The organism is Erwinia sp. QL-Z3, assembly GCF_004551645.1.
GTDB classification, from domain to species: Bacteria; Pseudomonadota; Gammaproteobacteria; order Enterobacterales; family Enterobacteriaceae; genus Erwinia; species Erwinia billingiae.
On sequence record NZ_CP037950.1, the window covers coordinates 1399447 to 1420250 of the forward strand.

A 20804-nucleotide genomic window follows, 5' to 3' on the forward strand; every position below is an offset into this window, starting at 1 on the left:
CTAGCCGTCTATGCAGCTAAGGGTAATGCATTCAGCGGCTTTCGGGTACTGGCGAGACCAACGGTGAACCGTTAAAAAATGCCGCCACGTTATCCAGCACCAGCTGAGACATCGCCTGGCGCGTGGCCCAGGTGGCGCTGGCCATATGCGGCGTCAGCACCACATTTGGCCGGTTTTGTAATGCCGCCGGCACCCGTGGTTCGTCGCTGAACACGTCCAGCCCGGCGCCGCCCAGCGTGCCGGCATCCAGTGCCGCGATCAGCGCCTGTTCATCCCCCACGCTGCCGCGCCCAACGTTGATCAGAATGCCGTCGCAGCCCAGCGCATCCAGCACGTCGCGGTTAATCAGATGGCGATTGCTGGCGGTGCCGGGTGCGCAGACCAACAGGAAGTCGCACTCTTTTGCCAGCGCCACCACATCAGGCTGATAGCGATACGCTACGTCTTGCAGCGCCGAACGGTTGCAGTAGGCGATCGACATATCAAATGCCTGCGCGCGTTGGGCTACCGCCTGGCCAATACGTCCCAGCCCGACAATCCCTAACGCCGCGCCGGACACCTTGCGGGTCCATGGAAAGCTCCCCTGCGACCATTTTCCCTGCTCGATAAAGGTCTGTGCCGCCGGGATCTGACGGGACGTGGCCAGCATCAGACCGAGAGCGAGGTCAGCGACGTCTTCCGTCAGCACATCCGGCGTGTGGCTCACCTTAACCTGATGATCACGCGCGGCCTGCACATCAACGCCGTCATAGCCGACACCAAATACCGCAATCAGCTTGAGGGCCGGTAAAGCGGCGATCTGCTGGCGGGTCACCACCCCTTCGCCATTGGTCAGCACCACTTCAAACTCCCCCGCCATGCCGGAAAAATCGCGGTCGCTCAGGGTGCTGTATTCCACCACCTCATACGCTGCCTGCAGGGCGGACATCAGGGGCGCGGGCAAGCCGGCCAGCTGCAATACTTTCTTATTCATTTCAATTACCTGACTGAGGGTGAGGAACGGATTTCAGCGCATCACGCGAAGGGCGTGACACGATAATGCCGATCACCCCACCGAGGATGAGCGCCACGGCCACAATCAGCAAACCGTAATGGTAGCTGTTGGTCATGTCTTTGATTTTGCCAAGGATCGGCGGTAAACCGAGGCCGACGAAGTTCGCCACGGTATTGATAAAGGCGATGGAGGCAGCCGCCGCCACACCGGCCAGTTTTTCGGTGGTGACCGCCCAGAAAATCGGGGTCAGCGCAAAGTTAAAGCCGACGGTCAGCACCAGCAATAGATAGGACACCACCAGATTGCCGGAATAAATCGCCACCGCCAGGGCCAGCCCGGAGAAGATCAGCGGCAGCCCCATATGCCAGGAGCGTTCGTTGGTTTTGTCAGAATGGCGACCGTTCAGGTACATAAACAGGCAGGCCATCACAAACGGCACGGCTGAAAGCAGGCTGATAACGAAGTTGCTCTGTTCGGCGGCCATACTTTTGATGATCAGCGGCATAAACAGCGTAATGCCGATGGAGCCAAAGGCCTGCAGGAACCACACCAGGCTCAGCAGCAACACCGTTTTGTCTTTCAGGGCGCTCCACCAGGCGTGATTTTTACCGATCTCTACGCCGACATTGTCCTGCTGCAAACGCTGCTTCAGCCAGGATTTCTGCTCCGGGTTTAACCAGGGCGCATGGTCGGGTGTATCCGGCAGGCGCCACAGTACCAACACGCCCAACACCAGGGCCGGAATACCTTCCAGCGCGAACAGCCAGCGCCATCCGGCAATTTCCGCAATGCCGTGCATATTCAGGATCGCACCCGATACCGGCAGCCCAATAATGGAGGCGGCAACCGAGCCCATATAGAAGAAGGACATCGCACGGGCGCGGTTACTTTTCGGGAACCAGCAGGAGATGTAATAGATGATGCCTGGCGCAAAACCGGCTTCTGCCATGCCCAGTAAAAAGCGCATCACGTACAGCTGATTGGCGCTGTGTACAAAGGCCATCCCGGTACTGACAATGCCCCAGGTAATCATGATGCGGGCGATCCAGCGGCGCGCACCGACTTTGGTCATAATCACATTGCTCGGGATCTCAAACAGAATATAAGAGATATAAAACATGCCGACACCCAGGCCATACATACTGGCGGACAGCCCCAGATCCGCATTCATTTGCAGCGCGGCAATCGAGATATTGGTCTTATCCAGATTCGCCACAAAATAGCAGATGACGATAAACGGAATTATTTTCGCGTTCAGTTGTTTCAGCGTAGAGGTATACAGATCGGTGGTCATAATAATAACCTCGGTGGGCGTCATCGCCGGATTCGGGCAGCAGAAACACCGCCCGCAGCGCACGCGGAGTTTTTAGGGTATGTCATTATTATTATTGCTATAACACTATTTAACTAAGACCCAGCTTTTACTCTTTTGCCTTGGCCTTTAATTAACTCTCTCCCATGTTAATCTCCAGGCCCCTGGTTTTCTGGCAAGGCAGCCAGGAAACCGATCCCGATGAGCTGACCAGAGTCAGTGATTCGGGTCAGTTTCCGCAGCGAACGCCGCCAGAAAGCCAGGGGAGCAGGAGATTTACCATTCGGCAACGGAGCCGTCCGGGAACCGCCACAAAGGATTCCGCCAGTCCTGCACCTGCTGACTGCGTTCAATCACCAGCTGTTCGTTAATTTCCACGCCCAGCCCCGGTTTATTCAGCGGTGCAAAGTGGCCGCCCTTCATATTGAAGTCTTCTTTATTCACCACATAATCCAGCAATTCCGCGCCTTTATTGTAGTGAATGCCCATGCTCTGCTCCTGGAATACCGCATTGCGGGAAACAAAATCCACGTGCAGGCAGGATGCCAGCGCAATCGGTCCCAACGGACAGTGCGGTGCCAGTGCGACGTCATAGGCTTCCGCCATCGCGGCAATTTTAAAGCACTCGGTAATTCCACCGGCGTGGGAGAGATCCGGCTGCAGAATCGCCAGCCCACCCGCTTCCAGCACCCGCTTGAATTCAAAGCGGGAATACATCCTTTCTCCCGCCGCAATCGGCAGATGGGTCTGGGCCGCCAGCCGCGGGTAATATTCCGCCTGCTCTGCCAGCACCGGCTCTTCAATAAACAGCGGACGGTAAGGCTCCAGCTCTTTGATCAGGATTTTGGCCATCGGCGCACTGACGCGTCCGTGGAAATCCAGACCAAACTCGATCTCATTCCCAAAGGCTTCGCGGATCTGCGCTACGGTGTTGACTGCCGCATCCACTTTGCGCGAGCTGTCGATTATGCCCATCTCTTCGCAGCCGTTCAGCTTGAAGGTATCAAAGCCGATTTCGCGCAGTTTCTTAATGCCATCAATCACTTCGGCCGGACGATCGCCGCCCACCCAGCTGTAGGCTTTGATACTGTCACGCACCAGGCCACCGAGCAGCTGCCAGACCGGCACGCCCAGCACCTTGCCTTTGATATCCCACAATGCCTGGTCGATACCGGCGATGGCGCTCATCAGGATCGGGCCACCACGGTAGAAACCGCCGCGATACATCACCTGCCACAAATCATTAATGCGCGCCGGATCCTGGCCAATCAGATACTCAGACAGCTCATGTACCGCCGCTTCGACGCTTTTTGCCCGCCCTTCAATCACCGGCTCGCCCCAGCCAACCACGCCTTCGTCGGTTTCAATTTTCAGGAACATCCAGCGCGGCGGCAGGCGATAGGTGGTTAATTTGGTGATTTTCATTGTACGGCTTCCTTATAGGCGGCAACGAACGCGCGTGCCTGCGCTGCGGTGCGGGTTACCGGCTGTCCGGCGCGATAGAGATCGCTGCCCAGCCCAGCGCCCACGCAACCGGCAGCCAGAAACGCATGAAGATTTTCAGGGGTGACGCCGCCTACGGCGAACACCGGCACATCCGCAGGCAGCACCGCTTTCAGCGCCTTGATGTAATCCGGGCCAAAGGCGGAAGAAGGGAAGATTTTCAGCGCCTGCGCACCGGCCTTCAGCGCGGCGAAGGCTTCCGACGCCGTGGCGCAGCCTGCGGCCACCGTCATGCCACGCTCCACGGCGCGGCGGATCACGGCGGGATCGGTATTGGGCGTCACCACCAGCTTACTGTTAATGGCGGCCAGGCGATCGACCTGCTCAGGCTCCAGCACCGTACCCGCCCCGATCAGCGCCTGATGGCCAAAAGTCGTCACCATGTTGGCAATGCTCAGTTCCCAGTCTGGCGAATTCAGTGGGATTTCAATGGCATCGAAACCGGCATCAATCAGCGCGGCGACATGCTCCTCAGCCTCTTCCGGGCGAATGCCGCGCAGAATAGCGATCAGCGGCAGCTTAGTTGACCAGTTCATCGGCGATACTCCTGATTCCGTATTGGAAGGCGGTGTCGCCCTCCAGCAAATGGGCCGACAGTCCACTTAAGGTCATCGCCTGCAAATAGCGATCGGCCAGTGAGCTGCCGGCGATAAGGGTGAGCGGAGCCGTTTCACCCGGCATAAAGGTCTCTTTCATCAGCGCAACTTCATGACCAATCAACAGGCCGGAAAGAAACTCGCTGACCGATTCCCGCGGACGCGCACCCAGCACATGGGCCGCGCGCACCTCAAACAGTCGGCTGAGAATGCTGCGGTCGTTAGCGCCAGTTTCCAGCCCCTGGCGGAACGCTTCGGCATCCGGCTGCTGTGGAGGTAAACCGGCACCCACCAGCGAATGATTGAGCAGAACATGGTGCAGTTCGCCGGTGATCACCGTACGAAAATCAACAATCTTGCCGCCATCTGCCCTAACCCACTTTGAGTGGGTGCCCGGCATCACATAATGCGACGCGGGATGCCGTTGCGCGGCACCGAGCAGCTGCGTTTCTTCGCCGCGCATCACATTGACGTTATCGCGGCGGTCGATGCTCAGACCCGGCACAATCCAGGCGAGGCCATCCACCCTGGTCAGGCGCGACGCGATATCCCCCAGCGCGACCGGACAAGGCAGATAGGGCACGCTTAACCAGCCGGCGTTACTGCCCACCATGCCGGCCATCACCACCGGCACGTCGTCCACCGGCCAGCCTTCGGTCACGCTGGCAAAGACCTCTGCCGGCGTGCGGCCATTGAGCCGGGTGATGCCGGATTCAGAACGACGTTCCTCCTGGCAGATGCCTTCACGGTAATACCAGGCACGCAGGTTGGTGGAACCCCAGTCGATAGCGATATAGTGGGTCACGTGATGTCCTTGAGTCGTCGGGTTGAGCTGGCGATCATCGTCAGTGCCGCCTGTTCAGCCTCGTCCGGCTTCTGATGGCGAATGGCGTCAAACAGCGCTTTGTGCTCCTGCAAGGTATTGGGCATATTGCCGCTATCAGGCATGTAAGTGCGTTCAAAAACCGCTAACTGCAGCGAACTGATGGCCACGCTAAGCTGCTGAAGCACCGGGTTATGCACCGATTCCAGCACCGCTTCGTGATAGCGAATATCGGCCTGATTAAAGGCTTCGCGGTCACGGTGATGCGTGACCATATCGTTCAGCGCCGCCTCGATGTTGGCTAAATCCCGCGAGGTGGCCCGCTCGGCAGACCAGCGCGCAATTTGCGGTTCCACCAGGTTGCGCACTTCGCTCATGGCGGCAATCAGGCGCGGATCCTGATCGTGCTTCAGCGACCATTGCAGCACGTCGCTGTCGAGGAAGTTCCACTGGCTGCGCGGGGTCACAAAGGCGCCGCGATAGCGTTTCATCTCAATCAGCCGCTTGGCCATCAGCGATCGGTACACTTCGCGAATGATATTGCGCGAGGTGCTGAACTGCTCGCAGAGCTCAGCTTCTGCCGGCAATGAGGCACCGGGCGCATATTTGCCCGCTACCACCTCTTCGCCGAGGGTCAGAATGATACGGTCCGTTTTGCTGAGGTCGTCTTTCATGATGTTCCATGGAGAATAGCGAAGGGGCCATTGTAGTACCCATAACTCAGGTTGTACTACAATCCAGATCACAAAACAGACAAGCCACCCGAAGCAGATCGGGGGAAGCAGGAGAAATCAGGGAGGGATGCGAAGGAAGAGAAACGTCCCGGACTGGCCGGGACGCTGGGTCAGGCATTACAGCACAAACTTCTCAATGGCATAGGCCACGCCGTCTTCCAGGTTGGTTTTGGTGACAAACTGGGCGATAGCTTTGATCGATTCAATGCCATTTCCCATCGCCACGCCGGTGCCGGCAAATTCCAGCATCGCCATGTCGTTTTCCTGATCGCCGATGGCCATCACTTCATCACGGGACAGGCCGAGACGGTCGGCAAGCGCCTTAACGCCCGCGCCTTTATTCACCTTTTTATTCAGGATTTCAAGGTAGTAAGGCGAGCTTTTCATGATCGTGGCGCGCTCACGCGCTTCCTCCGGCAGGCGGGCAATGGCCTTGTCGAGGATTTCAGGCGGATCGATCATCATCACTTTCGGGAAGGTCATGCTGCTGTCCATCTCTTCAACCGCACGATAGTGCAGCGGAATGCCGGTCAGGAATGACTCATGCACGGTGAACGCGCTGATGTCTTTATTGGCGGTATACAGCTCGGATTTGGTCAGCGCCTGGAAGTGAACGCCCAGCTCACGCGCCAGCTTTTCAAAATAGAGGTAGTCATCGTGGGTTAACGTCGCTTCCGCCACGCACTCACCGGTAGCCGCCTGCTGAACCAGCGCGCCGTTATTAGTGATGCAGTATTGCCCTTCGTGCTGTAAATCAAGCTCCATCAGATAACGCTGCACGCCGATAAACGGCCGGCCGGTGGCCAGCACCACAGAAACACCTTTCTCACGGGCGGCCTGAATCGCCTTTTTTACCCCGGGAGTCACTTCATGCTGTGGGTTTAGCAGGGTGCCATCCATATCAATCGCAATCAATTTTATTGCCATAACGTCCTCGTCAGCTAACGGTTTGCTTCATGCTAGCGCGATTCAGCTCGCATTGACCAGCCCGAACAAACGGCATATCGCTAAAACCCGTCGGGAACGGCACCTAAAGGCAAATTTATTCGATGTGTGGTTTTTGAACAAATGTGAGATGATAACCGAGCGTGACATTCAAGGAGGAAACAGAATGAATATTGTCATCGTCAGTAAAGATAGTTTTTTTATCTCGGGTGCAATCGGTCTTATCCAGGAAGCCTGGCTCCCGCAATATGAGGGAAATCCGGTGTTTTTGGTGGCGGATGCTAACAGAGAGTTACTCACAGCAAATATCATCCTCACCGATGAATTTAAGTTAATACCAGGTAAAAAATCTCGGGCAAAATCGCTTCAGGAATCAGAGGATCCGTCCAGGGAGCGTTGCCTGTCGATCTGGCTGGCCGCAGCGTGCCATGCAGAGAACCGTTCCTGCCAGCAACATAAATATCAGGTGACCCAACGTGATTCGAGGCAACGGCTGGTTGAACTGTTCAGCTATAAAAATGCCCGCGGTTCGGCTTCATCACCCTTTTACGATCCCCGCCATTGTGGCACCCAGGATCCGATTACCCTTAGCAAACAACAGGCTATGGTAGTCAAATATACGCGTCTGGGTCTGTCACTTACCGATATTTCGCGTCTGACCAGTCTGAGTGTCAAAACCATCAGCACCCATAAACGTGCGGTAATGCGTAAGCTCGGCATGAAAAATAACAGTGAGTTTTACCGTTATGCGTTAGTGGGGGGGAATCCGCCTTAGAGACGACAGCCATAAAAAAAGGCAGATCCAGGGATCTGCCTTTCTTGTGGCTCAGTACGCGTTAAATATCGATGTTCGCTGCACGCAGCGCATTCTCTTCGATAAAGGCACGACGGGGTTCAACCGCATCGCCCATCAGCGTGGTAAACAGCTGGTCAGCGGCAATCGCATCTTTCACCGTCACACGCAGCATACGGCGGCTGTCTGGATCCATGGTGGTTTCCCACAGCTGCTCCGGGTTCATCTCACCCAGACCTTTGTAGCGCTGAACCGTCAGGCCACGACGTGACTCTTTCACCAGCCAGTCCATCGCCTGCTCGAAGCTCTCGATCGGCTGACGGCGCTCACCACGTTCGATGAAGGCATCTTCTTCGATCAGGCCACGCAGTTTTTCACCCAGCGCGCAGATCTTACGGTATTCACCGCCGGAGACGAATTCGTTATCCAGAGGATAATCGGTGTCCACGCCGTGGGTACGGATGCGAACAATCGGCTCGAAGATATGCTGTTCCAGATTCTCACGCACCAGACCGCTGTAAGAGCTACCGTGCTGCTCTTTCTCGTTCAGCATCACAATCAGCCCGTCAATCCAGCTCTGTACCGTCGCCTGTTCAGACAGGTCGCTCAGCGTTGAGTGGTAGATCAGCGAGTTCAGCAGGGCTACCGGATAACGGCGCTCCATACGTTTGATCATTTTACGGGTGCTGTTGAATTCTGACACCAGCGTTTCCAGCGGCGCGCCGCCCAGTGCCGGTGCTTCGGCATTGGTGTGCAGGGTTGCGCCATCCAGCGCGATCGCGATTTGGTACTGATCCATCGCGTCATCATCCTTGATGTACTGCTCCTGCTTGCCTTTCTTCACTTTGTACAGCGGTGGCTGGGCAATATAGACATGGCCACGCTCGATGATTTCCGGCATCTGGCGGTAGAAGAAGGTCAGCAGCAGCGTACGGATGTGCGAACCATCCACGTCGGCATCGGTCATGATAATGATGCTGTGATAACGCAGTTTGTCCGGGTTGTATTCGTCACGGCCGATGCCGCAGCCCAGCGCGGTGATCAGCGTGGCAACTTCCTGCGAGGCGAGCATCTTATCGAAGCGCGCTTTCTCAACGTTGAGGATTTTACCTTTCAACGGCAGGATCGCCTGGTTTTTACGGTTACGTCCCTGCTTGGCGGATCCGCCTGCAGAGTCACCCTCCACCAGGTAGATTTCGCACAGCGCCGGGTCACGCTCCTGACAGTCAGCCAGTTTGCCTGGCAGACCTGCCAGATCCAGCGCGCCTTTACGGCGGGTCATTTCACGCGCACGACGGGCCGCTTCACGGGCACGGGCCGCATCGATAATTTTACCGACCACGATTTTCGCATCGGTCGGGTTTTCCAGCAGGTATTCCGCCAGCAGTTCGTTCATCTGCTGCTCAACCGCTGTTTTCACCTCAGAAGAGACCAGCTTGTCTTTGGTCTGTGAGGAGAATTTCGGGTCCGGCACTTTCACCGATACCACCGCAATCAGGCCTTCACGGGCATCGTCACCGGTGGCGCTGACTTTCGCTTTCTTGCTGTAGCCTTCTTTATCCATGTAGGCGTTCAGCGTACGGGTCATCGCGGTACGGAAACCAACGAGGTGCGTGCCGCCATCGCGCTGTGGGATGTTGTTGGTGAAGCAGTAGATGTTTTCCTGGAAACCGTCGTTCCACTGCAGCGCCACTTCCACGCCAATGCCGTCTTTTTCCGTCGAGAAATAGAAGACATTCGGGTGAATCGGGGTTTTGTTCTTGTTCAGGTACTCAACGAACGCCTTGATGCCGCCTTCGTAGTGATAGTGATCCTGACGAGCATCACGCTTGTCTTCCAGCTTGATCGACACGCCGGAGTTCAGGAACGACAGCTCACGCAGACGCTTGGCGAGGATTTCATATTCGAAATCGGTCACGTTGGTGAAGGTCTGATGGCTTGGCCAGAAACGTACGCGGGTACCGGTCAGATCGGTTTCACCGGTCACGTGCAGTGGGGCCTGTGGCACGCCATGAACGTAAATCTGATTGTGAACCTTGCCTTCGCGGCGAATGGTCAGCTCTAGCTTTTCAGACAGGGCGTTAACCACTGACACGCCGACGCCGTGCAGACCACCGGAAACTTTATAGGAGTTGTCATCAAATTTACCGCCTGCGTGCAGCACGGTCATGATCACTTCTGCCGCAGAAATGCCTTCTTCTTCATGGATGCCGGTAGGAATACCACGGCCATCATCCTGAACGGATACGGAGTTATCCGCATGAATAGTCACCAGAATATCTTTACAGTGACCGGCGAGTGCTTCGTCGATAGCGTTATCCACGACCTCGAATACCATGTGATGCAGACCGGTGCCGTCATCCGTATCGCCGATATACATACCCGGGCGCTTGCGTACTGCATCAAGCCCTTTAAGAACTTTGATACTTGAGGAGTCATAAGAATTCGACATCAACGTTTCTCGCTCGTTTAATCTTCAGGTTGAACCGCTATTTTACCTTGTTCCACGTGGAACATCTTGCCCTTTTCGTCAGTCATGTCGAACACGTGTTCGGCACTGATTGCACTAACAAAAACCTGGGCATGCGTGGCTTTCAGACGGGAGGCTAACAGCTGTCGCCGCGTCTCATCCAGCTCGGAGGCAAAATCATCTATCAGATACAGGCAGCGTCGCCCATTCTGTCGGGTGAGAAACTCACCCTGCGCCAGTCTCAGGGCGCACATCAGCAGCTTTAACTGGCCGCGTGACAGTAAATCTTCCACCGGCGTCCCGTCGGCACGGATTCGGAAATCCGCTTTGTGCGGGCCGCTGGCGGTGTAAGTCAGTGCCCGATCGCGTTCAAACTGGCGTTCGAGCAGTTCGCCGTACTCCGTCTCTTTGTCCCAGCCGCGCTGGAAAGAGAAGGTCAGCTTAAATTCAGGTAAAAACTGCGCGCAGGTGGCGTTGATATCTTCGGCAATGGCGTCGCTGTAGGCGGCTCGCCAGCGGCTGATCTGCTCAGCAAGGGGAACCAGCTCCTGATCCCAGGCGCGGATTTGCTGATAGCGTGACACCTGACGCAAGGCGGCATTGCGCTGTTTCATCAGCCTGCGCAGGTTGCTCCAGGCGGTAAAGAAGCCGGGTTCATTATGAAAACAGCCCCAGTCGATGTAGGCGCGGCGGTATTTCGGCCCGCCGTTAAGCAGCGTAAAACCTTCCGGCGTGATCAGCTGCATCGGCAGCATCTGCGCCAGCTCGGCGACTTTATGGCCGTCGCTGCCGTCGATGCGCACCTTGCTGTCTCCGGCGCGATTCTTGGTCAGACCGACCGAGATTTCGCGCTCGGCGCCTTCAATACGCCCGTGCAGGACAAACGCATCCTGTTCGTGGCGGATAACCCGTCCTGCCTGCAGGCTGCGAAACGCGCGACCGTGGCCGAGCGTATAGATCGCTTCCAGCACGCTGGTTTTGCCACTGCCGTTCGCGCCCACCAGAAAGTTAAAGCCGGGCGCCAGCGCCAGATCCGCATTTTCGATATTACGAAAGTCTTTGATAAGCAGGCGGGTTAAAGCCATACAGACGGAATTCCAAAACAGGCGATGATAATGCCGCATCCTGCCCTTTTTTTACGACAGGCCAGAGCGTCAACGGCGCAGTCAGTTTGCACCCGACCAGCGCGGAGCCGCCGCAGCGTACTAAAGTACGTGAGGACGGCGAGCACTGCCCGGGCGCAAAATGACAAGTAAGTTAGCCCGATAGTCTACTACAACCGCATTGGCATGACGACGTAGGCCGCGCTCTGGCTGGCTGCATCTTCAATCTGTACGCTGGAAACGGAGTCGGTCAGCAGCAGGCGCACATTTTCACACTTCAGCGCATTGAGCACGTCCAGTACGTAGCTGACGTTAAAACCAATTTCCATATCGGTGCCGCCGTAGGTGACATCCAGCATCTCTTCCGCTTCTTCCTGCTCCGGGTTGTTCGCGGTAATTTTCAGCTGATTTTCGCTGACATACAGACGAACGCCGCGGAACTTCTCGTTTGAGAGGATCGCCGCACGGGCAAAAGCTTGCTTAAGAATGTCGCAACCGGCATCCAGCGTTTTGTCCGGGTTCTTCGGCAATACGCGGCGATAATCCGGGAAACGGCCATCAACCAGCTTGGAGGTGAAGATAAAGTCGCCGACATGCGCACGAATATTGTTGCTGCCGATCTGCACCTGCAGTGGCGTATCGCCACCATCAAGCAGACGCACCAGCTCAATCACGCCTTTACGCGGCACGATCACCGAATGGCTCGGCAGTTGCTGACCGACCGGCATTGAACAGACCGCCAGACGGTGACCATCGGTGGCCACGGTACGCAGCTCTTCACCTTCGGTTTCAAACAGCATGCCGTTCAGGTAGTAACGCACATCCTGATGCGCCATCGAGAACTGGGTCGCTTCGATCAGGCGCTTCAGCGTGGCCTGCGGCAGCGTAAATTCCACTTCGCTGGTCCAGTCATCCAGATTCGGGAAGTCGCTGGCCGGCAGCGTGGAAAGCGAGAAACGGCTGCGGCCGGAGCGCACCAGCATTCTTTCGCCGTCCAGCATCACGGTTATCTCCGCGCCTTCAGGCAGGCCACGGCAGATATCGAAAAACTTACGGGCTGGCACCGTCGTGGCGCCAGGTTCGTGTTCCTGTGTCAGCGCGACACGGGCCACCATTTCCATCTCCAGATCCGTGCCGGTCAGCAACAGGCTGCCTTCATTGACCTGTAACAGCAGGTTGCCGAGGATAGGTAAGGTCGGCCGTCCGCCCAGTGGGCTGCTGACCTGCTGTAATGGCTTGAGTAAATGCTCGCGTTCTACAATAAATTTCATAGCGTCAGGAAGATAATGTTCTGATTAGATTTGAGAAATCTTCTTTAATATCGTGACTTTCTTCACGCAGCTGCTCGATTTTACGACAGGCATGCAGCACCGTGGTATGGTCACGACCCCCGAAAGCATCACCGATTTCCGGTAAACTGTGGTTGGTCAATTCTTTCGCCATTGCCATCGCCATCTGGCGTGGGCGGGCCACCGAGCGGGAACGCCGCTTGGAGAGCAAATCAGCCACTTTGATTTTGTAATACTCTGCCACTGTCTTCTGAATGTTGTCGATGGTGACCAACTTCTCCTGAAGCGCCAGCAGATCGCGCAGAGCTTCCCGCACAAAATCAATGGTAATCGCCCGGCCGGTAAAGTTGGCGTTGGCAATCACGCGGTTCAACGCGCCTTCTAACTCACGCACGTTGGATCGTAAACGCTTGGCAATAAAGAAAGCCACTTCACCCGGCAGGCGGATGTCGTTTTCATCGGCTTTTTTCATCAGGATCGCCACGCGCGTTTCCAGTTCTGGCGGCTCGATCGCCACGGTCAGTCCCCAGCCAAAGCGCGACTTCAGACGATCTTCCACACCGTTGATCTCTTTCGGATAGCGATCCGAGGTCAGAATGATCTGTTGGTTGCCTTCCAGCAACGCATTAAAGGTGTGGAAAAACTCTTCCTGAGATCGTTCTTTATTGGCAAAGAACTGAATGTCATCGATAAGCAACGCATCGACCGAACGGTAGTAGCGTTTGAACTCTTCAATGGCGTTGTTCTGCAGCGCCTTGACCATGTCCTGTACAAAGCGCTCGGAGTGCATGTACACCACTTTGGCATTGGGTTTACGCGCCATGATGCCATTACCTACCGCGTGCAACAGGTGGGTTTTACCCAGACCGGTGCCGCCATAGAGGAATAAAGGGTTATAAGCGCCGCCAGGATTGTCCGCCACCTGACGCGCAGCCGCACGGGCTAACTGGTTTGATTTACCTTCAACGAAGTTATCAAAGTTGTGCTTGGTGTTGACGTTCGAGCGATAAGAGAGCTCCGCCGGTGCCGGCATGCTGTCCCAGCTTGGGCGGGTATGCACGGGGCGTGAACCCTGCACCGGTGCACTGGCATGGGCGCTGGCCATCACCGGCTGGCTGATCTGACGTGTCACCGGCTTGCTGCCCACTTCAAAACGCAGCAACGGCACATCCGTGCCGCAGAAATCATTCAGCAGGCCATTAATATTATTGAGGTATTTATCCCGAACCCAATCGAGTACAAACCGGTTTGGTGCATACAAGGCCAACGTGTTGTCGTTCAATTCGGCCTGCAGTGGGCGTATCCACATGCTGAATTCGGTGGCAGGTAGTTCATCCTGCAAACGGGCAAGACACTGTTGCCATAGCGTAAGTGACACGGCGGACTCCACTCGAAAAAATTCGATAAGAAAAAAGGCGCTGAAGCGATAAATTCATCATTGTTGACGCATGCAGATGACGCACATACGAACCGCTGTCCGCGGTTATCCCGCCATCGATCGACCCGGAGGATCGCAAACGGAAGGGCGGATCATAGCGTAAAGCGAAGCAGAGATCTTCACTTTCTACACAGTTTTGATCCAATTTATCCACAGGCCATCGCTGCGGGGATAAGTTTACGCTCTCGTGCTCAAAAGGCATTCAGGATCGTCTGCATTCATCGAATTTTAAAGCGCCCGTCACGTTATTGTCGCAAGCCTGATGTACGGGATCGCAAGAAGATCCTGAACGATCCTTGCGCTTTATAGCAGAGGCCGTATAATTCTCGCCCCGACGCGTAGCGCTCTGGCCCGTACCGGCTGGTTTTGCGGTCGACCGGGACATCCAGACGCGGCTTTTAACGCGAAGTAAATTGACTCCGGACTGTACAATTATTACAATCCCGCCTCTTTATTAAAGACACACTGAGGCGTCGGTCGGTTTTCTGACCATCAAAACGCGTCACCCAGTGAAAATTTTCCAAGTTTAGGTAGAAATCGCCATGAAACGCACTTTTCAACCGTCCGTACTGAAGCGTAACCGTTCACACGGTTTCCGTGCTCGTATGGCAACAAAAAATGGTCAACAGGTTCTGGCACGTCGTCGTGCTAAAGGCCGTTCACGCCTGACCGTTTCTAAGTAATAAAAGCTAACCGCTCAGTGGTTAAGCTCGCATTTCCCAGGGAGTTACGTTTGTTAACTCCCACTCATTTCACTTTCGTCTTCCAGCAGCCACAAAGAGCTGGCACGCCGCAAATTACTATTCTCGGCCGCCTGAACTCGCTGGGGCATCCCCGCATCGGTCTTACCGTCGCAAAAAAACACGTCAAACGCGCGCATGAACGCAACCGGATCAAGAGATTGACCCGCGAGAGTTTTCGCCTGCGTCAACATGAACTTCCAGCAATGGATTTCGTGATCGTGGCGAAAAAAGGCGTGGCTGACCTGGATAACCGTGCGCTGACGGAAGCGTTGGAGAAACTATGGCGTCGTCACTGTCGCCTGGCTCGCGGCTCCTGATAGCGGTCATCCGCGTGTATCAACGCGCGATTAGTCCGCTTTTAGGACCCCACTGTCGCTTCCATCCCACCTGTTCTCAATACGGTATTGAGGCATTGCGCAGGTTTGGGGTGATAAAAGGCAGTTGGTTAACGATGAAACGCGTATTAAAATGCCACCCCTTGAACCCGGGTGGCGACGATCCGGTGCCGCCAAAAACCGACGATAACAGAGAACATTAACGATGGATTCGCAACGCAATCTTTTTCTCATCGCTTTTCTGTTCGTGTCTTTTATGATCTGGCAAGCCTGGCAGACGGACCACGCTCCGCAGCCTGTGCAGACTCAGACCACACAAAACACGACCAGCGCAGCCGGTGATGCCGCAAACCAGGGCGTACCTGCCAGCGGACAGGGCAAAACGATCACCGTTAAGACTGATGTCCTGACATTACATATCAACACCCGTGGTGGCGATATCGAGCAGGCACAGCTGCTGACTTACCCGGATAAACTGGGTTCTTCTCAGCCATTCCAGCTGCTGGAAACCAACCCAGGTTTTCTGTATCAGGCTCAGAGCGGTCTGACCGGTCGTAACGGCCCGGACAACCCGGCTAACGGCGCGCGTCCACTGTTCACCACCACTCAGGATAGCTTTGAGATGGCGGACGGCCAGAGCGAACTGCGTATCCCGATGACCTACACTGCGGAAAACGGCGCAACCTACACCAAAACCTTCGTACTGAAGCGCGGTGAGTTTGCGATCAACGTGGATTATCAGGTTAACAACACCACCCAGCAGCCGCTGGAAGTGGCGATGTTCGGTCAGCTGAAGCAGACCATCGACCTGCCAAAACACCGCGATACCGGCAGTAATAATTTTGCGTTGCACACTTTCCGTGGCGCGGCTTACTCCAGCAGTGAGACCAACTACGAGAAGTACAAGTTTGATAAAATCAGCGATAACGAAAACCTGAGCACCACCACCAACAACGGTTGGGTGGCGATGCTTCAGCAATACTTCGCGACGGCCTGGGTGCCACGCACCAACGGCACCAATACGCTTTACACCAGTAACCTGGGTAACGGTATTGCGGCTATCGGCTACAAATCTGCACCGGTCACTATCGCCCCTGGCGCGCAGCAGAATCTGGCTGCCACCCTGTGGGTTGGACCGGAAATTCAGGACAAGATGGCCGCTATCGCGCCGCATCTGGACCTGACCGTAGATTACGGCTGGTTGTGGTTTATCTCGCAGCCGCTGTTCAAACTGCTGAAATTCCTGCACAGCTTTATCGGTAACTGGGGCTTCTCCATTATCGTTATCACCTTTATCGTTCGTGGCATCATGTACCCGCTGACTAAAGCGCAGTACACCTCCATGGCGAAAATGCGCATGCTGCAGCCGAAGATTCAGGCAATGCGTGAGCGTATCGGTGAAGACAAGCAGCGTATGAGCCAGGAAATGATGGCGCTGTACAAAGCAGAGAAAGTGAACCCATTGGGTGGCTGTCTGCCGCTGGTTATCCAGATGCCAATCTTCCTGGCGCTGTATTACATGCTGATGGGCTCGATTGAACTGCGTCATGCGCCGTTTGCACTGTGGATCCATGACCTGTCTGCACAGGACCCGTACTACATCCTGCCGATCCTGATGGGCGTAACGATGTTCTTCATTCAGAAGATGTCGCCGACCACCGTGACCGACCCGATGCAGCAGAAGATCATGACCTTTATGCCGGTGATCTTCACCGTGTTCTTCCTGTGGTTCCCGTCTGGTCTGGTGCTGTACTACATCGTCAGTAACCTGGTCACCATTATCCAGCAGCAGCTGATTTATCGCGGCCTGGAAAAACGTGGCTTACACAGCCGTGACAAGAAGAAAGCATAAGTTTCACTAAAAGATGCTTCACCCGGAGGATTTCTCATTGCAGCCAATACGCGGGCAGTGAGAAAGAGGAAGGGTGTACTATAAGGCGGTCACTGACCGCCTTATTTTTTTGCCAAAAAAAGAGAGTCGAATATGAGTCATAGCGAGACTATCGTCGCCCAGGCGACGCCGCCAGGCCGCGGTGGTGTGGGCATCCTGCGCATTTCCGGCAGCAAAGCCGCTGAGGTTGCTCAGGCACTGCTGGGCAAGCTGCCTAAACCCCGCTACGCCGACTATCTGCCCTTCCGTGATACCGATGGGAAAGCGCTGGACCAGGGCATTGCGCTGTGGTTCCCAGGCCCGAACTCCTTTACCGGCGAAGATGTGCTGGAACTGCAGGGTCATGGCGGCCCGGTGATCCTCGACCTGCTGCTTAAGCGCATTGTCGCCATGCCTGGCCTGCGTATCGCCCGTCCCGGCGAATTCTCAGAGCGCGCCTTCCTCAATGACAAGCTGGACCTCGCGCAGGCTGAGGCGATTGCCGACCTGATTGATGCCAGTTCTGAACAGGCAGCGCGCTCGGCGCTGAACTCCCTTCAGGGGGCGTTTTCGCTGCGCGTTAACCATCTTGTGGAAGCACTTACTCACCTGCGAATCTACGTCGAAGCGGCTATCGACTTCCCGGATGAGGAGATCGACTTCCTGTCAGACGGCAAAATCGAAGCGCAGCTGGAACAGGTGATTGCCGATCTGGATGGCGTGCGGGCCGAAGCGCGTCAGGGCAGCCTGCTGCGGGAAGGCATGAAGGTGGTGATCGCCGGTCGCCCCAATGCCGGTAAGTCCAGCCTGCTGAATACGCTGGCAGGCCGTGAGGCGGCGATTGTGACCGATATCGCCGGTACCACCCGCGACGTGCTGCGCGAGCACATCCATATTGACGGCATGCCGCTGCATATCATTGATACCGCCGGACTGCGCGAAGCCAGCGACGAAGTTGAGCGCATCGGCATCGAACGTGCGTGGAACGAGATCGAACAGGCAGATCGCGTGCTGTTTATGGTTGACGGCACCACCACCGGCGCCACCGAGCCTGCCGAAATCTGGCCAGACTTTATTGCCCGTTTACCCGCGACTCTGCCGATCACCGTGGTGCGTAACAAAGCGGACGTCACCGGCGAGGCGCAAGGTCTGACGGAAGTGAATGGCCACTCACTTATTCGCCTGTCGGCCCGCACCGGCGACGGCATTGACGTGCTGCGCAACCATCTGAAAGAGAGCATGGGCTTCTCCGGCAACATGGAAGGCGGCTTCCTGGCGCGTCGTCGTCACCTGCAGGCGCTTGAGTTAGCAGCTACTCACTTACTCCAGGGAAGAGAGCAGCTGCTGGGCGCCCGTGCTGGCGAACTGCTGGCGGAAGAGCTGAGAGTGGCGCAACAGGCGTTAAGCGAAATCACCGGCGAGTTTACCTCCGATGATTTGCTGGGCCGCATCTTTTCCAGCTTCTGCATCGGTAAATAAATCAAAGGGGAAACGCAGGTTTCCCCTCTTTTCTCTGCAAAACGTCCAATGCTGCTCAGCTATCGCCAAAAACATGATCTTAATCTGAAAGTCTGCACTTCCACGTAAAGTGAGGTGATATTTGCTAAGAAAATTCTTACAATAGCCCCGATGATTTTCCGACCATTTTCACGGAGCGACAGATGGCCAGTCATTTTGCACGCCGCACCCTTACCCAGGGTCTCCCCTCGGTACAGCGACTCTCACAACCCCTGCTTGATTTCTCCAGCACGCTGGCTGAAAAGCGCCGTGTGCGTTATCTGGCAGCCCGCGCGTTGCTGGCTGACCTGATGCTGCGCGTTTATGGCCTTTCACAGCTGCCGGAAATGACGCTCAGCGCGTGTGGCCGCCCGGTGTTTGCCGACCCCGACCTTCCTGACTTCAGCCTGGCCTATGCCGGTAACATTATTGGCGTCCTGCTGGCAGAAGAAGGCGGTCATGCCGGGCTGGGCATTGAAATTGTCCGTGCGCACAGCAGGCAAACCCAGGAGCAGTATCTGCAAGGCCTCTCTTCCGGTGAACGCGCCTGGATTAATGCGCAAACCGACCCCAGCGAAGCCGCTATCCAGCTGTGGGCAATGCGTAAAAGCCTGATGAAGCTGACCGGGGTGAAAGAAGGCCGCAGCGAGTCATTGCGGCTGCATCCCGCCTCTGGCCGCTTACGCTCGCTGGAGTATCCCGATATTCAGGCGGTTTCCGACGTGGAACCCTTATTGATCTGGTCCTGTGCGCTGTCACCCGGCAACGAGCGTTTGCATCTTTGGGAGTCTGACGAAGAGAAGAACTGGACGCGACTGCAGGATATTCAGGTCAACAAACCGGCGATGGGCCAACGCATGCTGCGTCTGACCAGTCTGCCAGCAGAGAAAGTGTTTCAGGGATAGGCACGGGAAACGCGGCGAACGCCGGCGTTGAGAAAGCCACAGGCCAGCCGGAGCTGGCCTGCTTAACGCGATTAATGCGCGTCGATAAACACGATTTTCAGCACAAACAGCAGCGCGACAACCACCACGCAGGGGCTGATTTCACGCCAGCGACCGGTGCCAAACTTCATCACGCAGTAAGAGATAAAGCCTAACGCAATCCCTTCGGTAATGGAGAAGCTGAAGGGCATCATCACCGCCGTGACAAAGGCCGGAACGGCTTCGGTCAGGTCATCCCACTTCACGCGCGCCAGGCTTGAGCTCATCAGCACGCCAACATAAATCAGCGCACCCGCCGCCGCATAGGCTGGAACCATGCCCGCCAGCGGTGACAGGAACATCACCAGCAGGAACAGGATCCCGGTCACCACCGCCATTAACCCGGTACGGCCCCCGATGGAAACACCGGATGAGCTTTCGATATAGGCCGTCACGGAAGAAGTGCCGATATAAGAACCGGCCACCGAGCTGATGCTGTCAACGAACAGCGCCTGCTTCATGCGTGGGAAGGTGCCTTTCTCATCGGTCAGACCCGCTTTATCGGTGACGCCAATCAGCGTACCGGAGGAGTCGAACAGGTTAACCAGCATAAAGGAGAAGATGATGCCGGCCATGCCAACGTTCAGCGATCCGGCCAGGTCCACCTGACCGACAATCGAGGTGATGCCGGTTGGGGCGGAGAAGACGCCGCCGTATTTCACATCACCAATCGCCAGACCAATCAGCGTGGTTACCACAATCGACACCAGCACCGCGATATGAATATTGCGGGAAGCCAGAATGGCGATAATAAAGAAGCCCAGCGCACCCAGCAGCACGCTGTGTGAGGTCAGGTTACCGACCGCCACCAGCGTATCTTTGTTGGAAACGATGATGCCGGCATTTTTCAGGCCGATCATCGCAATAAACAGACCGATACCGGCGGTGATCCCCACGCGCAGGCTGGCAGGAATATTGGCAATCATCCAGTAGCGGACGCGGAAAATGGTCAGCAGCAGCAGGCCAACCGCGCCCCAGAAGATGGCACCCATACCCACCTGCCAGGAGATGCCCATCGCACCGACCACCACGAAAGCAAAGAAGGCATTCAGGCCCATTGCCGGCGCAAGTGCCACCGGCAGGTTAGCGACCAGGCCCATCAGGATGCTGCCGAACGCGGCAATCAGACAGGTGGTGACAAACACCGCCTGGGTGTTCATGCCCGCCACACCGAGGATCTGTGGGTTCACAAAAACGATATACACCATCGTCAGGAAAGTGGTGATACCTGCAATCACTTCGGTACGGACGGTCGTGCCGTGTTCCTGCAGTTTAAAGATCCGCTGTAGTAGGCCTGGATTAGTCATTATGTGATTCCAAAACGGAGAAAAGTTGTCGACGGCTATCCTAACCTAAAATTCTGATTTTGGGAGCTA

At 55.9% G+C, this 20804-nt stretch carries 19 protein-coding genes; 7 read left to right on the forward strand and 12 right to left on the reverse strand.

Annotated features, from left to right (window positions below; translation table 11 throughout):
* Window positions 1–31 precede the first annotated feature (31 nt).
* From E2F51_RS07095 to yidA, 7 genes are all read right to left on the reverse strand, one after another.
* Window positions 32–973, reverse strand: a complete 942-nt coding sequence (locus E2F51_RS07095; protein WP_134823108.1) for a 2-hydroxyacid dehydrogenase — start codon at window positions 971–973, stop codon at window positions 32–34.
* A 1-nt stretch (window position 974) separates the two neighbouring features.
* Window positions 975–2288: an MFS transporter gene (locus tag E2F51_RS07100; RefSeq protein ID WP_013204556.1), complete on the reverse strand. Its 1314-nt coding sequence runs from the start codon at window positions 2286–2288 to the stop codon at window positions 975–977.
* 294 nt (window positions 2289–2582) lie between these two features.
* Window positions 2583–3731, reverse strand: a complete 1149-nt coding sequence (gene dgoD / locus E2F51_RS07105) for a galactonate dehydratase (protein WP_013204557.1) — start codon at window positions 3729–3731, stop codon at window positions 2583–2585.
* Window positions 3728–4345: a 2-dehydro-3-deoxy-6-phosphogalactonate aldolase gene (locus E2F51_RS07110; RefSeq protein ID WP_013204558.1), complete on the reverse strand. Its 618-nt coding sequence runs from the start codon at window positions 4343–4345 to the stop codon at window positions 3728–3730. Before E2F51_RS07110 ends, dgoD begins: the two co-directional genes overlap by 4 nt.
* On the reverse strand, window positions 4329–5210 hold the full coding sequence (locus E2F51_RS07115; RefSeq protein ID WP_134823109.1) for a 2-dehydro-3-deoxygalactonokinase: 882 nt from the start codon (window positions 5208–5210) through the stop codon (window positions 4329–4331). The genes E2F51_RS07110 and E2F51_RS07115 overlap by 17 nt, the downstream gene beginning before the upstream one ends.
* Entirely contained in the window at window positions 5207–5902 is a 696-nt protein-coding gene (locus E2F51_RS07120; protein ID WP_053141078.1) for a FadR/GntR family transcriptional regulator, read from the reverse strand. The genes E2F51_RS07115 and E2F51_RS07120 overlap by 4 nt, the downstream gene beginning before the upstream one ends.
* Window positions 5903–6079: 177 nt before the next feature.
* Window positions 6080–6889 carry a sugar-phosphatase gene (gene yidA, locus E2F51_RS07125; RefSeq protein ID WP_134823110.1) on the reverse strand — a complete coding sequence of 270 codons (810 nt, stop codon included), beginning with the start codon at window positions 6887–6889 and terminating at the stop codon, window positions 6080–6082.
* Between the two features lie 184 nt (window positions 6890–7073).
* Between yidA and E2F51_RS07130 the strand changes: the two genes are divergently transcribed.
* Window positions 7074–7682 carry a helix-turn-helix transcriptional regulator gene (locus E2F51_RS07130; RefSeq protein WP_013204562.1) on the forward strand — a complete coding sequence of 203 codons (609 nt, stop codon included), beginning with the start codon at window positions 7074–7076 and terminating at the stop codon, window positions 7680–7682.
* Between the two features lie 61 nt (window positions 7683–7743).
* Here E2F51_RS07130 and gyrB read toward each other — a convergent pair whose 3' ends face one another.
* From gyrB to dnaA, 4 genes are all read right to left on the reverse strand, one after another.
* Complete coding sequence (gene gyrB / locus E2F51_RS07135; protein ID WP_013204563.1) at window positions 7744–10152, reverse strand: DNA topoisomerase (ATP-hydrolyzing) subunit B; 2409 nt, start codon at window positions 10150–10152, stop codon at window positions 7744–7746.
* A 17-nt stretch (window positions 10153–10169) separates the two neighbouring features.
* Window positions 10170–11255, reverse strand: coding sequence for a DNA replication/repair protein RecF (gene recF / locus E2F51_RS07140; protein WP_013204564.1), 1086 nt, complete (start codon window positions 11253–11255; stop codon window positions 10170–10172).
* 188 nt (window positions 11256–11443) lie between these two features.
* The gene (gene dnaN, locus E2F51_RS07145; RefSeq protein ID WP_013204565.1) at window positions 11444–12544 is read right to left on the reverse strand and encodes a DNA polymerase III subunit beta; all 1101 of its coding nucleotides are present in this window, start codon (window positions 12542–12544) and stop codon (window positions 11444–11446) included.
* A gap of 4 nt (window positions 12545–12548) precedes the next feature.
* Window positions 12549–13940: a chromosomal replication initiator protein DnaA gene (gene dnaA / locus E2F51_RS07150; RefSeq protein WP_013204566.1), complete on the reverse strand. Its 1392-nt coding sequence runs from the start codon at window positions 13938–13940 to the stop codon at window positions 12549–12551.
* 602 nt (window positions 13941–14542) lie between these two features.
* Between dnaA and rpmH the strand changes: the two genes are divergently transcribed.
* From rpmH to E2F51_RS07180, 6 genes are all read left to right on the forward strand, one after another.
* Window positions 14543–14683, forward strand: coding sequence for a 50S ribosomal protein L34 (rpmH, locus tag E2F51_RS07155; RefSeq protein ID WP_013204567.1), 141 nt, complete (start codon window positions 14543–14545; stop codon window positions 14681–14683).
* Between the two features lie 17 nt (window positions 14684–14700).
* Complete coding sequence (gene rnpA / locus E2F51_RS07160; protein ID WP_034889333.1) at window positions 14701–15060, forward strand: ribonuclease P protein component; 360 nt, start codon at window positions 14701–14703, stop codon at window positions 15058–15060.
* Window positions 15024–15281 (forward strand): membrane protein insertion efficiency factor YidD, encoded by a 258-nt coding sequence (yidD, locus tag E2F51_RS07165; RefSeq protein WP_071822134.1) that lies wholly within the window; start codon window positions 15024–15026, stop codon window positions 15279–15281. Before rnpA ends, yidD begins: the two co-directional genes overlap by 37 nt.
* Before the next feature lie 2 nt (window positions 15282–15283).
* Window positions 15284–16930, forward strand: coding sequence for a membrane protein insertase YidC (yidC, locus tag E2F51_RS07170; protein WP_134823112.1), 1647 nt, complete (start codon window positions 15284–15286; stop codon window positions 16928–16930).
* 132 nt (window positions 16931–17062) lie between these two features.
* The gene (mnmE, locus tag E2F51_RS07175) at window positions 17063–18427 is read left to right on the forward strand and encodes a tRNA uridine-5-carboxymethylaminomethyl(34) synthesis GTPase MnmE (protein WP_134823113.1); all 1365 of its coding nucleotides are present in this window, start codon (window positions 17063–17065) and stop codon (window positions 18425–18427) included.
* A 182-nt stretch (window positions 18428–18609) separates the two neighbouring features.
* Window positions 18610–19350: a phosphopantetheinyl transferase gene (locus E2F51_RS07180; protein WP_134823114.1), complete on the forward strand. Its 741-nt coding sequence runs from the start codon at window positions 18610–18612 to the stop codon at window positions 19348–19350.
* Between the two features lie 71 nt (window positions 19351–19421).
* Here E2F51_RS07180 and E2F51_RS07185 read toward each other — a convergent pair whose 3' ends face one another.
* On the reverse strand, window positions 19422–20735 hold the full coding sequence (locus E2F51_RS07185; protein ID WP_013204572.1) for an NCS2 family permease: 1314 nt from the start codon (window positions 20733–20735) through the stop codon (window positions 19422–19424).
* Window positions 20736–20804: the final 69 nt, after the last annotated feature.

What these genes read in the sequence shown, in the direction of transcription:
- E2F51_RS07180 (WP_134823114.1), top strand. Translation starts at nt 18,610, where the DNA reads ATGGCCAGTCATTTTGCACGCCGCACCCTTACCCAGGGTCTCCCCTCG.
- E2F51_RS07100 (WP_013204556.1), bottom strand. Translation starts at nt 2,288, where the DNA reads ATGACCACCGATCTGTATACCTCTACGCTGAAACAACTGAACGCGAAA.
- yidC (WP_134823112.1), top strand. Translation starts at nt 15,284, where the DNA reads ATGGATTCGCAACGCAATCTTTTTCTCATCGCTTTTCTGTTCGTGTCT.
- E2F51_RS07185 (WP_013204572.1), bottom strand. Translation starts at nt 20,735, where the DNA reads ATGACTAATCCAGGCCTACTACAGCGGATCTTTAAACTGCAGGAACAC.
- yidA (WP_134823110.1), bottom strand. Translation starts at nt 6,889, where the DNA reads ATGGCAATAAAATTGATTGCGATTGATATGGATGGCACCCTGCTAAAC.
- recF (WP_013204564.1), bottom strand. Translation starts at nt 11,255, where the DNA reads ATGGCTTTAACCCGCCTGCTTATCAAAGACTTTCGTAATATCGAAAAT.
- yidD (WP_071822134.1), top strand. Translation starts at nt 15,024, where the DNA reads ATGGCGTCGTCACTGTCGCCTGGCTCGCGGCTCCTGATAGCGGTCATC.
- gyrB (WP_013204563.1), bottom strand. Translation starts at nt 10,152, where the DNA reads ATGTCGAATTCTTATGACTCCTCAAGTATCAAAGTTCTTAAAGGGCTT.
- E2F51_RS07110 (WP_013204558.1), bottom strand. Translation starts at nt 4,345, where the DNA reads ATGAACTGGTCAACTAAGCTGCCGCTGATCGCTATTCTGCGCGGCATT.
- dgoD (WP_013204557.1), bottom strand. Translation starts at nt 3,731, where the DNA reads ATGAAAATCACCAAATTAACCACCTATCGCCTGCCGCCGCGCTGGATG.
- mnmE (WP_134823113.1), top strand. Translation starts at nt 17,063, where the DNA reads ATGAGTCATAGCGAGACTATCGTCGCCCAGGCGACGCCGCCAGGCCGC.
- dnaN (WP_013204565.1), bottom strand. Translation starts at nt 12,544, where the DNA reads ATGAAATTTATTGTAGAACGCGAGCATTTACTCAAGCCATTACAGCAG.
- E2F51_RS07120 (WP_053141078.1), bottom strand. Translation starts at nt 5,902, where the DNA reads ATGAAAGACGACCTCAGCAAAACGGACCGTATCATTCTGACCCTCGGC.
- E2F51_RS07130 (WP_013204562.1), top strand. Translation starts at nt 7,074, where the DNA reads ATGAATATTGTCATCGTCAGTAAAGATAGTTTTTTTATCTCGGGTGCA.
- rpmH (WP_013204567.1), top strand. Translation starts at nt 14,543, where the DNA reads ATGAAACGCACTTTTCAACCGTCCGTACTGAAGCGTAACCGTTCACAC.
- E2F51_RS07095 (WP_134823108.1), bottom strand. Translation starts at nt 973, where the DNA reads ATGAATAAGAAAGTATTGCAGCTGGCCGGCTTGCCCGCGCCCCTGATG.